The organism is Pseudomonas alcaligenes, from assembly GCF_041729615.1.
Classification (GTDB): domain Bacteria; phylum Pseudomonadota; class Gammaproteobacteria; order Pseudomonadales; family Pseudomonadaceae; genus Aquipseudomonas; species Aquipseudomonas alcaligenes_B.
On the sequence record NZ_CP154874.1, the window covers coordinates 3479590 to 3492891 of the forward strand.

The window sequence follows — 13302 nt, forward strand, 5'->3', positions numbered from 1 at the left end:
TCGCCATGCGTAAGTGCCCTCGTATCCTGACCTCCCTGGTGCTTGCCCTGCCGCTCGCGGCGGTGGCCGAGGTTCCCGTGATCGATAGCAGTGCCGGCTACGGCAGCAGCTATCCGCCGGCGGGTTACGGTACGAGTGGTGCCTACGCCGGGGGCGGGGCGCAAGCCCCGACCTCGGCGCAGGGCGAGCTGTTCATGCAGCTGCAGCAGATGCAGCAGGATATCGCCCAGCTCCGTGGCCTGGTCGAAGAACAGCAGAACGAGATCGAGCGTCTCAAGCAGGAGAGCCTGGCGCGTTACCAGGATCTCGACAGCCGCCTGCAAGGCGGTGCCGCAGGTGCCCAGCAGGCACCGGCACAGAATTCCCCGGCCGGCGGCGCGATCAATGCCGCTGGTACCCCCGCTGCCTCAGCCTCGCAGCCCCCGGCAGCCAGCAACGAGCCGGCCGATCCGGCGAAGGAAAAGCTCTACTACGATGCGGCCTTCGACCTGATCAAGGCCAAGGACTTCGACAAGGCCAGCCAGGCCTTCGAAGGTTTCCTGCGCAAGTTCCCGCAGAGCCAGTATGCCGGCAACGCCCAGTACTGGCTGGGTGAGGTCAACCTGGCCAAGGGTGACCTGCAGGGCGCCGGCAAGGCCTTCGCCCAGGTCGCCGCCAGCTACCCGACCCATGCCAAGGTGCCCGATTCGCTGTTCAAGCTGGCGGACGTCGAGCGGCGCCTGGGTAACAATGACCGGGCCAAGGGCATCCTCCAGCAGCTGATTGCCCAGTACCCGGGCTCTTCTGCCGCCCAGCTGGCGCAGCGCGATCTGCAGCGTCTGCCTTGAGCCTTTCGGCGTTGTGAAAAGCCCGCGCTAGTCGCGGGCTTTTTCATGGGCACGCGCCCAGATCGTCGCCTGCGCGGCGGGAAAAATGTTGCCCGGGCGCTTTTTCGCTTAGAATCGCCGCCCCGACTTTCCCGCAACGGAGGCGGATGGCCTGTTTCGCCGTCACGCCCGGTGCCGATATGCAAACAACCCTGCGCATTACCGAGATTTTCTACTCGCTGCAGGGCGAGACCAATACCAGTGGCCTGCCCACGGTATTCGTTCGCCTGACCGGCTGCCCGCTGCGCTGCCAGTACTGCGATACCGCCTATGCCTTCAATGGTGGCGAGATCATGAGCCTGGAGGCCATCCTCGAGCGGGTGGCCGCCTTCAGGCCGCGTTATGTCTGCGTCACCGGTGGCGAGCCGCTGGCACAACCCAATTGCATCCCTTTGCTCGAGCAGCTGTGTGACGCCGGCTACAGCGTGTCGCTGGAAACCAGTGGAGCCATGGATATTGCCCCTACGGACCGACGAGTCAGTCGGGTGCTCGATCTGAAGACCCCGGGCTCGCAGGAGGTCGCGCGCAACCTCTACAGCAACCTGGATGAGCTGACCGGCAACGACCAGGTGAAGTTCGTCATCTGCTCGCGCGAGGATTACGACTGGGCTGTCTCCAAGCTGATCGAGTACCGCCTCGATCAGCGTGCCGGCGAGGTGCTGTTCTCGCCCAGCCACCAGCAGGTGGATGCCCGCGCCCTGGCCGACTGGATCATTGCCGACAACCTGCCGGTACGCTTCCAGCTGCAGTTGCACAAGATCCTCTGGAACGACGAGCCGGGGCACTGACATGACCGACAAGAAAGCCGTGGTGTTGCTCTCCGGTGGCCTGGATTCGGCCACCATCCTGGCCCAGGCCAAGGCGGCCGGCTTCGCCTGCTACAGCATGAGTTTCGATTATGGCCAGCGTCACCGTGCCGAGCTGCAGGCGGCCGAGCGGGTGGCGCGCCAGCTGGGCGTGGTCGAGCACAAGGTGATCGGTCTCAACCTCAACGGCATCGGCGGCTCGGCCCTGACCGACAGCTCCATCGCCGTGCCGGAGAGTCCGACCGAGGGCATCCCGATTACCTACGTGCCGGCGCGCAACACGGTGTTCCTGGCCCTGGCGCTGGGCTGGGCCGAGGTGCTGGGTGCCCACGACATCTTCATCGGCGTCAATGCGGTGGATTACTCCGGCTATCCGGATTGCCGTCCCGAATTCATCGCCGCCTTCGAGCGGGTGGCCAACCTGGCGACCCGCGAGGGCGTTGAGGGCAGCGGTTTCCGCATCCAGGCGCCGCTGCAGAATCTGTCCAAGGCGCAGATTGTGCAGATCGGCTTGCAGCATGGCGTCGACTACGGCCTGACCGTGTCCTGCTACCAGGCCGATGATGATGGTCGTGCCTGTGGCAAGTGCGACAGCTGTCGCCTGCGTGCGGCGGGCTTCGCCGCGGCCGGCGTGGCCGACCCGACCCGCTACGCGTAAGTTTTTTTCGTGGAGTGTTGATTTCCTGAATCAAATCAGTATCATGCGCACCGCGTTGGGTCGTTAGCTCAGTCGGTAGAGCAGTTGGCTTTTAACCAATTGGTCGTAGGTTCGAATCCTACACGACCCACCATATCGTCAAAGCCAGTCTTCAGACTGGCTTTTTTTATGCCCGCAAAAGGGCTGACAGAGGCGGCAGAGGGCCTGGTGGTATACTGGCCGCTCGCGTATCAGCGCTCGCAGGTTTCATGACATGACCCAGATTTCCGAACGCCTGCTGGTTCAGGCCCACCTCGCCGCCAAGCAGCCCAAGCCGCTGACCGCCGAGGAGGAGGCCTTCTACCGCAGCGAGATCGCCGCCGAGCTGAAGAAGCAGAACGCCGTGCTGGTGGCCCACTATTACTGCGATCCGGTGATCCAGGCCCTGGCCGAGGAAACCGGTGGCTGCGTGTCCGACTCCCTGGAGATGGCCCGTTTCGGCAACCAGCATGCGGCGCAGACCGTGGTGGTGGCCGGGGTCAAGTTCATGGGCGAGACGGCCAAGATCCTCAATCCGGAGAAGCGCGTGCTGATGCCGACCCTGGAGGCCACCTGTTCGCTCGATCTGGGTTGCCCGGTGGACGAGTTCTCGGCCTTCTGCGACCAGCACCCGGACCGCACCGTGGTGGTCTATGCCAACACTTCGGCGGCGGTGAAGGCGCGCGCCGACTGGGTGGTGACCTCCAGCTGCGCGCTGGAGATCGTCGAGAGCCTGATGGACAACGGCGAGAAGGTCCTCTGGGCGCCGGACCAGCATCTGGGGCGCTACATCCAGCGCGAGACCGGTGCCGACATGCTGCTGTGGGACGGCGCCTGCATCGTCCACGAGGAGTTCAAGGCCAAGCAGCTGGAAGACATGAAGGCGCTGTATCCGGAGGCCGCCGTGCTGGTGCACCCGGAGTCGCCCGAGGCGGTGATCGAACTGGCTGACGCAGTGGGCTCCACCAGCCAGCTGATCAAGGCGGCGCAGACCCTGCCGAACAAGACCTTCATCGTCGCCACCGACCGCGGCATCTTCTACAAGATGCAGCAGCTGTGCCCGGACAAGGTCTTCGTCGAGGCGCCCACGGCCGGCAACGGCGCCGCCTGCCGCAGCTGCGCGCACTGCCCGTGGATGGCGATGAATACCCTGCAGCGCACCCTGCAGTGCCTGCGAGAGGGCAGCAACGAGATCCTCGTGGAGCCGGCGCTGATTCCGCGCGCGGTCAAACCGCTCAAGCGCATGCTGGATTTCACCCAGGCGGCGCGGCTGAAGCTGGCCGGCAACGCCTGAGCCACGAGCGTTCATGAAAAAGCCCGGCGAATGCCGGGCTTTTCCGTTGCAGCGATCAGCGCAGCATCTTGTCGATGGCGCGCTGCTCTTCCTGGAGTTCCTGCTGGCGTGCATCGATGCGCGAGGCCAGGGGGAAGTTACTGCTGGCCCTGCGCTTGGCCAGGTCGAGCTGCTCCAGAGCCTGGTCGTAATCACCGACCAGGGCGAAGAACTCGGCGCGCGCCTGGTGCAGGCCAATGATATTGCCGGTCTGGCCGCGCACTTCGGCGACCTGGTACCAGATGTCCGGGTCGTTGCCGCGCTGCTTGAGCAGTTCGTCGAGGGCGACCTCGGCGTCCTTGTGCCGGTTCTGCTTGAGCAGCAGGTCGATGCGCGCCTGCTCCAGCGGGTAGTTCTCGGGATACAGGCCGCGCAGGCGCTCGATGCGCTGGCCGGCCTCGGTCGTACGGTTGGCGGCGACATCCAGTTCGATCATCGCCAGGTTGTAGTGCAGGTCGTTGGGCGCCTTGAGCAGCAGTGCATTGAGTTCGCTGCGTGCCTCGTCCAGTCGGCCGCCCTTGATCTGCGCGATGGCCAGGCCGTAGCGCGCGGCGTCCAGCTGCTGGTTGCTGTCGAGCATGGCGCGGAAGCGTTTGGCGGCAATACCCGGGGTCTCTTCGAAGATCAGCTGTACGCGGGCGCGCATCAGCTGGTACTCCAGGCTGTCCGAGCGGCCCTGGGCGGGGAATTGTTCGGCGCGGTTGCGGGTGTCGGCCACGCGCGACTCGGTCACCGGGTGGGTGAGCAGGAACTCCGGCGGCTTCGAATCGTAGCGGTACTGACGCATCAGGCGCTCGAACATGCTCGGCATGGCGCGTGGATCGTAGCCGGCACGCTCCAGGTTAAGCAGGCCGATGCGGTCGGCCTCCTGCTCGTTCTGCCGGGAGAAGCGCCGCTGTTCCTGAATGGCGGCAGCCTGAGCGCCCATGATGGTGGCGATGCCGGCATCGCCGGCGCCCGCGGCGGCGGCGACTATGCCGGCGAGCATGGCAGCCATCACCGGTACCTGCATGCGCTTCTGCGCTTCGACCCCGCGGGCGAAGTGGCGCTGCGAAAGGTGCGCCAGTTCGTGGGCCATCACCGAGGCGTACTCGGCTTCGGTCTGGGCGTGCAGCAGCAGGCCGCCGTTGACCCCGACTATTCCGCCGGGGGCGGCGAAGGCGTTGATCTGCGGGCTGTTGAGCAGGACGAACTCCAGGCGCCGATCCTCCAGCTGGCTGGTTTCGGCCAGGCGATAGACGCTGCTTTCCACGTAGTCCTTGAGTTGCGGGTCGGACAGCTGGTCGATCTGACCACGCAGGATGCTCAGCCAGGCGCGGCCGAGACGATGTTCCTGTTCGGGCGAGAAGATCGAGGAGCTGGCGTCGCCCAGCGAAGGCAGGTCGCTGGCGCCGACGGGCAGGGCGAGGCAGGCGAGGGCGAGCAGGGTGGGGCGCAGAAGATTCATGCACGAGGCTCTGGCGTGGGCAAAGCCGTTACTCTAGCCGGCCAGGCCGGCCGCTGGCCAGGCTTGTGCGGTATCCTTGCCGGCCTGCGAGGAGATGCCCATGACCGAGATGCCCACCTGCGATGCCGAACTGGATGCCAGTGGCCTGAACTGCCCGCTGCCCCTGCTCAAGGCCAAGCTGGAGCTCAATCGCCTGCCCAGCGGCGCGGTGCTCAAGGTGATCGCTACCGATGCCGGCTCGCAGCGCGATTTCCGCGCCTTCGCCCGCCTGGCCGGGCACGCCCTGCTGCGCGAGGAAGAGGAAGACGGCGTGTTCCGCTACTGGTTGCAGAAGGCCTGATGGTGCTGCAATGAACAAGGGCCGCGTTTGCGGCCCTTGTCGTCATCCCTGGTGCAGCGCCTGCGCGGCTGCCAGCACCTCGTCCACGTGCCCCGGCACTTTCACGCCACGCCATTCGCGGCGCAGCACGCCCTCGGCGTCGATCAGGAAGGTGCTGCGGTCGATCCCCAGGTATTCCTTGCCGTACAGCTTCTTCGGCTTGATCACGTCGAACAGCTGGCAGAGCGCCTCGTCCTTGTCGCTGATCAGCTCGAAGGGGAAATCCTGCTTGCACTTGAAGTTCTCGTGGGACTTCATGCCATCGCGCGAGACGCCGAAGATCACCGTGTTGGCGGCCTGGAAGGCGGCATGCTGGTCGCGGAAGCCCTGGCCCTCGGTGGTGCAGCCCGGGGTGCTGTCCTTGGGATAGAAATAGATCACCACCTGGCGGCCCTTGAGCGCGCTCAGGGAGACCTGCTGGCCGCTGGTGGCGGCGGCGCTGAAGTCGGCGACGGGGTGGTCGAGGGAGACGGCCATCGTTAGCTCCTTACGGGTTCTGCGGGCGCCAGGGTTCGATCAGGGCGTCCAGGTTGAGAGCGTCGGCGAAGTCGAGGAACTGGTCGCGCAACCAGCTGATCTGCGTGCCCGGCGGCAGGGTCACGGTCAGGGTGGCGTTGAGCAGGGTGCCGCCGGTCTGCGGTGCCTGGTAGGTGTCGCAGGTGATGTTCTCCAGCTCGACGCGGTGGTCGCTGAAGAACTGGCACAGCTCGTTGAGGATGTCCGGGCGGTAGGCGCAGCTGACGTAGGCGACGTAGGGCAGGGCGTTGGGGCGCACGTCGAGGGCGCCACTACGCACCATGTTGACATTGAAGTCGTGGCGCTTGGCCAGTGCTGGCAGGGCACCTTCCAGGCGGGCCAGGGCATCCCAGCTGCCGCTGACCTGCAGCACCAGGGCGCTGTATTCGCCGTGGCGGGTCAGGCGGCTGCTGACGACACCACAGCGGTTCTCCTGGCTGGCCCGGCAGAGCACGCTGGTCAGCTCCATGGGGTTGGCGCCGAGGGCACTGATGACGAGGAATTGTTCGCGAACCTGGGGGGTGGACATGCAGCTTTCCTGAAACGATGGGCGCCCGGCGCAACGCGGCGCCAAACAAAGGGGGAAGGGTAGCGAAAAGCGCCGCTCAGGGGAATGCTGCGGCGGTTGTGCAACACCGGAGCCGCCAGTACCATTACGGCTCTCTTTTTCCGGCAGGAGCGGTTGCATGATTTCGGGCAGTATGGTGGCACTGGTCACGCCCATGGACGCACAAGGCGGTCTGGACTGGGACGCCCTGAGCAAACTGGTCGACTTCCACCTGCAGGAAGGCACCAACGCCATTGTCGCCGTCGGCACCACCGGCGAGTCCGCCACCCTGGATGTCCACGAGCACGTGGAAGTCATCCGCCGCGTGGTCGACCAGGTGGCCGGGCGCATCCCGGTGATCGCCGGTACCGGCGCCAACAGCACCCGCGAAGCCGTCGAGCTGACCCAGAATGCCAAGAGCGTCGGCGCCGACGCCTGCCTGCTGGTCACCCCCTACTACAACAAGCCGACCCAGGAAGGCCTGTACCAGCACTTCCGCCACATCGCCGAGGCGGTGGCGATTCCGCAGATCCTCTACAACGTGCCGGGCCGCACCGCCTGCGACATGCTGCCGGAAACCGTCGAGCGCCTGGCCAAGGTGGCCAACATCATCGGCATCAAGGAAGCCACCGGCGACCTGCAGCGCGGCCAGGACATCCTCGACCGCGTCAGCGCCGACTTCCTGGTCTATTCCGGTGACGATGCCACCGCCGTCGAGCTGATGCTGATGGGCGGCAAGGGCAACATCTCGGTGACCGCCAACGTCGCGCCGCGCGCCATGGCCGAGTTGTGCGCCGCTGCCATGCGCGGCGATGCCGATACCGCCCGCGCCATCAACGAGCGCCTGATGCCGCTGCACAAGAACCTGTTCATCGAATCCAACCCGATCCCGGTGAAGTGGGCCCTGCACGAGATGGGCATGATGCAGGACGGCATCCGCCTGCCGCTGACCTGGCTCAGCCCGCGCTGTCACGAACCGCTGCGTCAGGCCATGCGCCAGTCCGGCGTCCTGGCTTAATTGAGGAAGCATTACGCATGAAGCGACTGGCTGGACTCTCCGCCCTTGCCCTGATCATCTCCAGCACCAGCGGTTGCGGCTGGCTGTGGGGCGACGAAGGCTACTTCCGTGACCGCTCCACCGACTACCTGGAAGCGCGCCAGACCGCGGCCATGCAGATGCCGGCCAATGTCGACGCCAAGCGCATCGACCCGCTGCTGCCGGTGCCCGCGCACATCGCCACCAGCACCGCCACTCCGCAGGAGTTCGAAGTGCCGCGCCCGCAGGCCATTGGCGTGAGCGGCGCGGCCAGCGAGTTCAGCCTGCAGAAGAGCGGCGACTCGCGCTGGCTGGTGGCCCAGCGCAGCCCGGCGGAAGTCTGGCCGGTGGCCCGCGCCTACTTCGAGAACAACGGCTTCCGCATCGCCGAGGAACGTCCGCAGACTGGCGAGTTCGTCACCGAGTGGCAGACCCCGGCCGAGCTGGCCCCGTCCATGGGGCGCCGCGTCGGCAGCCTGCTGTCCGACAGCGACAACCAGGTGCGCGCCCGCGTGCGCATCGAACCGGGCGTGGTGCGTGGTACCAGCGAGGTGTTCGTCGCCAGCGTCGAGCGCGAAGAGGGCAGTAGTGCCGATGTGGCCTTCCCGGCGCGCACCGGCATCGCCAGCCTCGAGGCCTCGCTGCTCGATGGCATGCTCGACGACCTGAGCAGTACCGCCGAGCACGGCTCCGTCTCTCTGCTGGCCGCGCGCAACTACGATGCGCCGAGCCGTGTCAGCCTGACCCAGGACGGCGCCGGCAACCCGGTGCTCAACCTCAGCACCGACTTCGATCGCGCCTGGTCCAGTGTCGGTCGCGCCCTGGAGCTGGCCGATGTGCGCGTCGACGACATCAACCGCAGCCTCGGCGTGTACTACGTCAACCTGGCCGAGGGCGCCAAGAAGCCGGAAGAAGAGAAGGGCTTCATCAGCGGCCTGTTCGGCAGCGAGCCGACCAAGGAAGAGATCGACGCCCGCGCCGAGCGCTACCAGGTGCGCCTGACCAGCAATGCCGGCGGCGACGTGCAGGTCTCGGTGGAGAAGGACATCAACACCGTGGCACCGGAAGACGTGGCCCGCCGCGTGCTGACCCTGATCCAGGAAAACCTCGGCTGATCGGTGCCGGCCACGCGCCGGCCATGCAGCGAATCGATAGGCGAAACCCGGTGGGTTTCGCCTGTTTCGTTTGAACCAGGCGGAAAACTCGACATGACCACTCCCTCTACCCTGAGCCTGAAGAAGATCTACTCCGGCAAGGTCCGCGACCTCTATGAGATCGATGCCAAGCGCATGCTGATGGTCGCCAGCGATCGCCTGTCGGCCTTCGATGTCATCCTCGAGGAGCCGATCCCGGAGAAGGGCAAGATTCTCACCGCCATCTCCAATTTCTGGTTCGACAAGCTCAAGGACCTGGTGCCCAACCACTTCACCGGCGACCAGGTCGAGGACGTGGTGCCGGCCGCCGAGCTGCCGCTGGTGGCGGGCCGTGCGGTGGTCGCCAAGCGCCTCAAGCCGGTGCCCGTGGAGGCCATCGTGCGCGGCTATATCGTCGGCTCCGGCTGGAAGGAATACCAGAAGAGCGGCACCGTCTGCGGTATCCAGCTGCCGGCCGGCCTGAAGGAGGCGGCCAAGCTGCCGCAACCGATCTTCACCCCCTCGACCAAGGCCGCCGTCGGCGACCACGACGAGAACATCAGCTTCGCCCAGTGCGAGGCCATCATCGGCGCCGAGCTGGCGGCCAAGGTGCGCGACACCGCCATCGCCCTGTACAGCGCGGCGGTCGAGTACGCGGCCACCCGCGGCATCATCATCGCTGACACCAAGTTCGAGTTCGGCCTGGACGAGGACGGTACCCTGACCCTGATGGACGAGGCGCTGACCCCCGACTCCAGCCGCTTCTGGCCGGCCGACAGCTACGCCGAAGGCAGCAACCCGCCGAGCTTCGACAAGCAGTTCGTGCGCGACTGGCTGGAGTCCACCGGCTGGAACAAGCAGCCGCCGGCTCCGGCCGTGCCGGCCGACGTCGCGCAGAAGACCGCCGACAAGTACCGCGAGGCGCTGACCCGCCTGACCCAGTGAGACGTGGTCGCGTGAAGGAAGGGGAGCCTTGGCTCCCCTTTTTCATACGCACGGCGCAAGCGCCTGATCGGCCAAGAAAAATTGCTGGACTAAAGGCCCTCAGCTGGTATCATGCGCACCGCTTTGGGAAGATGCCGGAGTGGTCGAACGGGACGGATTCGAAATCCGTTGTGTCAGCAATGGCACCTAGGGTTCAAATCCCTATCTTCCCGCCATATCCAAAGCCTAAGCCCCTGAAATTCCTAGAGTTTCGGGGGCTTTTGCTTTTCTGGGGCTGTTGCTGTCGATAAAGTGTCGAAGACCGAGTGATTGACTTGATATCAAGGCAAGGGATGTGCAGTGATTAACAGCTTCTTTCTGATTGTCTTTCTTTCTTTGACACTTCTCGCTATCTCCTTTGTGGAGCAAGTTTTAGTGGCATCCGGCGGTGTTTCTATCTCTGATCGCCTGCAAAATCACTTTTTAAAGTTAAAACTAGATGACAAGGTGGCTCATCTAATCATCGCTGGACTGGTAATCCTTTTTTTCGCTTTTGGTGTGTGCGCGGATATCGGGCTGAAATTTGAGCCTGAGTGGGTTCTGTTGATTGTCTCTTTGTTTGGTGGTGGCGCAGTATATATTGTGCTTAAAGATCGAGCGATGAGGGGCTTTATTAAGGATAATAAGTATCTCGTTGGGTGGGGCTCTGCTTTGGTTGCTCTCTTAGTTAATAATGTTGCCAGAGCGGTTACTGATGGTGAAATAGCTGATGCTGTTAGTTTTGAGGCAGGTAATTTCCCGGTTGCCCAGGGCTTTGTCTCTATAGTCGTTACCTTGTTTGTATGGGTTCTGGCGCTGTCGCTTATAGCGATCATTGCATACGTGCTGGCGGCTGTTGTCCTTCTCATCGGGAAAAATATGGATGGAATGGGTAGTTCTGCAAGATTTTGCGGCCCTGGATTAAAAAAGCACAGAAAGAAGCAGGCTGCTCTTAAAACTATACGCCTTGCTGCAATAATGTTGGGAAGTATTGTCTATGGGTATATCGCTCCTGAGGCAATAGAGAGAATGTCCTCGGCTCCTTGGTTTGGGCGTTTAATAAATAGTTTGATAGTTTTCTCCTCATATCATCTGAAGCCTGATATTTGTGGATTGAGCAACATGGGAGAGGGCGTTTGGGTGGCTCAAATACGTTATAAGTGGGCCTCGGTCGCGATTCCTGATAAGGACGATGGCTATGTGTTTGTGATTAAGAACTGTCCGGTAAGAGTGAACTAATTTACTAGCTTGAGTATGTTTTCTCTAACTGGATTGAAAGCAACTGCATCTTGTAAGTGGCCCGGCGCCAAGTGTGCATAGCGCATGGTCATAGCAAGGGACGTATGTCCGAGGATTTTCTGCAGGGTCAGGATGTTCCCGCCGTTCATGATGAAATGACTGGCGAAGGTGTGCCGAAGCACATGCGAGGACTGACCGGCAGGAACCGGTAAGCCAGATGCGCCCATTGTCTTGTCGAAGCTGTTGATGCAGTTCGAGAAGGGGCCGTGTTCCTTGAAGTGCTGCTGAATCCTGGCCTCCAGCTCCTGGGCAATCGGTATCGAGCGACTGCGCTTGCCCTTGGTATTAACGAAGGTGATCAGCTGATTGCGTACCCGCTCGGGCGTCAGGCCCTGAGCTTCTCCCCAACGTGCTCCTGTTGCCAGGCAGATCGCCGCGATCATGGCGACGTGGGGTGTCTTACAACGCTTGTGGATGGCCTCAAACAAAACCTTGATCTGGTCATTGGTCAGGTAGGTCAGCTCCTTTTCCTGAAGGCGTAGCGGGCGGACCCTGGCCAGTGGATTGGGGTAGTCGATTTCCCCGAGCTGATGCAGCACGTTGAAGACAGACCGCAGGTAGCCGAGCCTGTTGTTCAGGGTTTTCGGATTGGCGCCGGCTTTGAGTGCTTGGGTGCGATACTCGGCGTATTCATTGCCGGTCATCTTGATGGCTACCGGATCGCCCAGGGTCTTAGCCAGCTCATCCAGTAAGCGCCGGCGTGCTTCCCCATCCGCCAGGGTGTAGGCGTGCAGGGTGGCCCAGCGGTCGATCAGCTCAGAGAGACGGCGCTTGTCCTTGGGCTTGGGGGACCAATCCGGGGTGTCGATCACCTTGGCCCTGCAGGTCGCTTCGAAGCGCAGCGCCTCAGCCTTGGTTTTGACCGTCTTGCGGAAGCGCTTTCCCTTGATGGGCTCTATATCGACCTTCCAGCGTCCGTTGGGTAGTTGCTCGATTGCCATCAGACAGCCCGTCCCCAGCGCACATGCCGCTCTTCGAGCAGATTCTTGATGTGCTTGTAGATGTCGAACTCGGTCAGGTCCTTGGCGGCGTAGTGGTCGCGGATGACCGGCCAGCATTCCCATTCTTTCAGCCGGTCAAACGCCTTTTTTGCGCCCACCCGTTCCCTTGCCAGCAAGCTGACGAAGTTTCCCAGGAAGAGCTCGACGTTCTTCCCGGAAAAGCCGCGAGCGGTCTTGTAATGGCGCTTGTAGTGGGTGTCCTCGAGCAGCGAATCGGCGGCAATATCGACACGCACATCGTCACGAATCAGCGTCCAGATCGGCTCATATCTGCCGGGACGGGATTGCAGGCGGAACTGAGTCAGGCCATAGCGCCAGAGGCCGTCGAGGTGGCTGGAGAAGGCCGCGAAGGTGCGCGTGTCGATCAGGGCGCCGGTGCGCACGTCCACTGAGCCGCTGGCGAACTGCTGGATGATGGAATGGTGATAGCGCAGCTCGATACGCCAGACGTCCTGGGCCGGGTTGTAGTTGTCCGGGTCCCCCTCGTCGAAGCTGTCACGACGACGCCAGACGCCTTCCCAATAGTCGAGCTTGTCCGTGGCCCTGGCTTGCTCGGTCTTGTTGTAGATACAGAGCTGAATGCCACCGGCAGAGCCGAACATGGAGGTTTCCCCGCGACCGTAGACGCTGGCTTTAGTGGCCCAGGAAATCTCATTGATGCCCGATATGTCGCGATGGGTGCGCGCGCGGCAGTGCATGCGCGCCATCAGATCGGCAGGCGGTTGCCAGCCTTGCAGGTCCAACGCTAGATGCACCGCGCATTGGTTGGTTTCCACATGGGTGAGGACTTCGCGGGCGTAGTAGTCGAGACGGGCTTGCAGACGCTCGGGACTCAGTGCGTCCAGGGCATGGGGTGACACCTCGATTTTCAGGTGGGGGCCGATGACGTCCAGCTTAGCGTTGAAGTTCTTTACCAGCAGGACGAAGCCCAGGTCGGCGTTCTGCAGCTTGTACTGGTAACCGGAGTCACGCCCGACGCGACCGGAGTGCCAGCGCTGGCCGGCGAAATCGACAATGGTTCCGGGCTTCTCGAACAGCGCCATGATCTCGGGGCGGATCAGTCCCCGGTACAGCTGGCGGACCGTATCGACGCCGCAGCGCAGCAGACGGACTTTCGAGAGGTCAGTGAGTACAGCGGTTTTGTCATCGAAAAACAGGCGTCCGGTCGCGGACTCGTTGAACTCGTTATCGACTCGCAGTTGATCCTTAACGCTCATGCTGTTCGCTCCAAATAGCTACGAATTGAAACTCGGTTAATCGGTTTATCTGACGTGTTACAGGGACGTCCCGCGCGCGCTTT

The 13302-nt window shown here is 63.0% G+C and carries 14 protein-coding genes and 2 tRNA genes; 11 read left to right on the forward strand and 5 right to left on the reverse strand.

What is annotated here, in order from left to right:
- Positions 1–5: 5 nt before the first annotated feature.
- The 5 genes from ybgF to nadA all read left to right on the forward strand — a co-directional run bounded on the left by ybgF (position 6) and on the right by nadA (position 3642).
- Entirely contained in the window at positions 6–827 is an 822-nt protein-coding gene (gene ybgF, locus AAG092_RS16810) for a tol-pal system protein YbgF (protein ID WP_373387565.1), read from the forward strand.
- A 179-nt stretch (positions 828–1006) separates the two neighbouring features.
- Positions 1007–1654: a 7-carboxy-7-deazaguanine synthase QueE gene (queE, locus tag AAG092_RS16815; RefSeq protein ID WP_373387566.1), complete on the forward strand. Its 648-nt coding sequence runs from the start codon at positions 1007–1009 to the stop codon at positions 1652–1654.
- A 1-nt stretch (position 1655) separates the two neighbouring features.
- Positions 1656–2330, forward strand: a complete 675-nt coding sequence (gene queC, locus AAG092_RS16820) for a 7-cyano-7-deazaguanine synthase QueC (RefSeq protein ID WP_110681674.1) — start codon at positions 1656–1658, stop codon at positions 2328–2330.
- A gap of 57 nt (positions 2331–2387) precedes the next feature.
- Positions 2388–2463: transfer RNA gene (locus AAG092_RS16825), tRNA-Lys, on the forward strand.
- 120 nt (positions 2464–2583) lie between these two features.
- The gene (gene nadA, locus AAG092_RS16830) at positions 2584–3642 is read left to right on the forward strand and encodes a quinolinate synthase NadA (protein WP_373387567.1); all 1059 of its coding nucleotides are present in this window, start codon (positions 2584–2586) and stop codon (positions 3640–3642) included.
- A gap of 55 nt (positions 3643–3697) precedes the next feature.
- On the opposite strand, the gene AAG092_RS16835 is transcribed toward nadA, so the two are convergent.
- Positions 3698–5128: a M48 family metalloprotease gene (locus tag AAG092_RS16835; protein WP_110681676.1), complete on the reverse strand. Its 1431-nt coding sequence runs from the start codon at positions 5126–5128 to the stop codon at positions 3698–3700.
- A 94-nt stretch (positions 5129–5222) separates the two neighbouring features.
- Here AAG092_RS16835 and AAG092_RS16840 point away from each other — a divergent pair, with 94 nt between their 5' ends.
- Positions 5223–5468, forward strand: a complete 246-nt coding sequence (locus AAG092_RS16840; protein ID WP_373387568.1) for a sulfurtransferase TusA family protein — start codon at positions 5223–5225, stop codon at positions 5466–5468.
- 42 nt (positions 5469–5510) lie between these two features.
- Here the strand turns inward: AAG092_RS16840 and AAG092_RS16845 are convergent, their stop codons facing one another.
- Together AAG092_RS16845 and AAG092_RS16850 are read right to left on the reverse strand one after the other, a co-directional pair.
- Entirely contained in the window at positions 5511–5984 is a 474-nt protein-coding gene (locus AAG092_RS16845) for a peroxiredoxin (RefSeq protein ID WP_110681678.1), read from the reverse strand.
- A 10-nt stretch (positions 5985–5994) separates the two neighbouring features.
- Positions 5995–6552, reverse strand: a complete 558-nt coding sequence (locus AAG092_RS16850; RefSeq protein WP_110681679.1) for a glycine cleavage system protein R — start codon at positions 6550–6552, stop codon at positions 5995–5997.
- A gap of 157 nt (positions 6553–6709) precedes the next feature.
- Here AAG092_RS16850 and dapA point away from each other — a divergent pair, with 157 nt between their 5' ends.
- The 5 genes from dapA (at position 6710) to AAG092_RS16875 (ending at position 10941) form a co-directional block, all read left to right on the forward strand.
- The gene (gene dapA, locus AAG092_RS16855) at positions 6710–7588 is read left to right on the forward strand and encodes a 4-hydroxy-tetrahydrodipicolinate synthase (RefSeq protein ID WP_110681680.1); all 879 of its coding nucleotides are present in this window, start codon (positions 6710–6712) and stop codon (positions 7586–7588) included.
- A gap of 17 nt (positions 7589–7605) precedes the next feature.
- Positions 7606–8721 (forward strand): outer membrane protein assembly factor BamC, encoded by a 1116-nt coding sequence (gene bamC / locus AAG092_RS16860; protein WP_373387569.1) that lies wholly within the window; start codon positions 7606–7608, stop codon positions 8719–8721.
- Between the two features lie 93 nt (positions 8722–8814).
- Positions 8815–9684 (forward strand): phosphoribosylaminoimidazolesuccinocarboxamide synthase, encoded by an 870-nt coding sequence (locus AAG092_RS16865; RefSeq protein WP_110681682.1) that lies wholly within the window; start codon positions 8815–8817, stop codon positions 9682–9684.
- Between the two features lie 125 nt (positions 9685–9809).
- A tRNA-Ser gene (locus AAG092_RS16870) sits at positions 9810–9899 on the forward strand.
- A 124-nt stretch (positions 9900–10023) separates the two neighbouring features.
- Positions 10024–10941, forward strand: coding sequence for a hypothetical protein (locus AAG092_RS16875; protein WP_373387570.1), 918 nt, complete (start codon positions 10024–10026; stop codon positions 10939–10941).
- Here AAG092_RS16875 and AAG092_RS16880 read toward each other — a convergent pair.
- Together AAG092_RS16880 and AAG092_RS16885 are read right to left on the reverse strand one after the other, a co-directional pair.
- The gene (locus tag AAG092_RS16880; protein ID WP_373387572.1) at positions 10938–11942 is read right to left on the reverse strand and encodes a tyrosine-type recombinase/integrase; all 1005 of its coding nucleotides are present in this window, start codon (positions 11940–11942) and stop codon (positions 10938–10940) included. The two genes, AAG092_RS16875 and AAG092_RS16880, sit on opposite strands and share 4 nt — an antisense overlap.
- Positions 11942–13219: a hypothetical protein gene (locus AAG092_RS16885; protein WP_373387573.1), complete on the reverse strand. Its 1278-nt coding sequence runs from the start codon at positions 13217–13219 to the stop codon at positions 11942–11944. The genes AAG092_RS16880 and AAG092_RS16885 overlap by 1 nt, the downstream gene beginning before the upstream one ends.
- Between the last annotated feature and the right edge of the window lie 83 nt (positions 13220–13302).

Excerpts from the sequence above, each read along its gene's own strand:
- bamC (WP_373387569.1), top strand. The coding sequence starts at position 7,606 with ATGAAGCGACTGGCTGGACTCTCCGCCCTTGCCCTGATCATCTCCAGC.
- queC (WP_110681674.1), top strand. The coding sequence starts at position 1,656 with ATGACCGACAAGAAAGCCGTGGTGTTGCTCTCCGGTGGCCTGGATTCG.
- nadA (WP_373387567.1), top strand. The coding sequence starts at position 2,584 with ATGACCCAGATTTCCGAACGCCTGCTGGTTCAGGCCCACCTCGCCGCC.
- AAG092_RS16850 (WP_110681679.1), bottom strand. The coding sequence starts at position 6,552 with ATGTCCACCCCCCAGGTTCGCGAACAATTCCTCGTCATCAGTGCCCTC.
- AAG092_RS16880 (WP_373387572.1), bottom strand. The coding sequence starts at position 11,942 with ATGGCAATCGAGCAACTACCCAACGGACGCTGGAAGGTCGATATAGAG.
- AAG092_RS16845 (WP_110681678.1), bottom strand. The coding sequence starts at position 5,984 with ATGGCCGTCTCCCTCGACCACCCCGTCGCCGACTTCAGCGCCGCCGCC.
- AAG092_RS16835 (WP_110681676.1), bottom strand. The coding sequence starts at position 5,128 with ATGAATCTTCTGCGCCCCACCCTGCTCGCCCTCGCCTGCCTCGCCCTG.
- dapA (WP_110681680.1), top strand. The coding sequence starts at position 6,710 with ATGATTTCGGGCAGTATGGTGGCACTGGTCACGCCCATGGACGCACAA.
- AAG092_RS16865 (WP_110681682.1), top strand. The coding sequence starts at position 8,815 with ATGACCACTCCCTCTACCCTGAGCCTGAAGAAGATCTACTCCGGCAAG.
- ybgF (WP_373387565.1), top strand. The coding sequence starts at position 6 with ATGCGTAAGTGCCCTCGTATCCTGACCTCCCTGGTGCTTGCCCTGCCG.
- AAG092_RS16885 (WP_373387573.1), bottom strand. The coding sequence starts at position 13,219 with ATGAGCGTTAAGGATCAACTGCGAGTCGATAACGAGTTCAACGAGTCC.
- AAG092_RS16840 (WP_373387568.1), top strand. The coding sequence starts at position 5,223 with ATGCCCATGACCGAGATGCCCACCTGCGATGCCGAACTGGATGCCAGT.
- queE (WP_373387566.1), top strand. The coding sequence starts at position 1,007 with ATGCAAACAACCCTGCGCATTACCGAGATTTTCTACTCGCTGCAGGGC.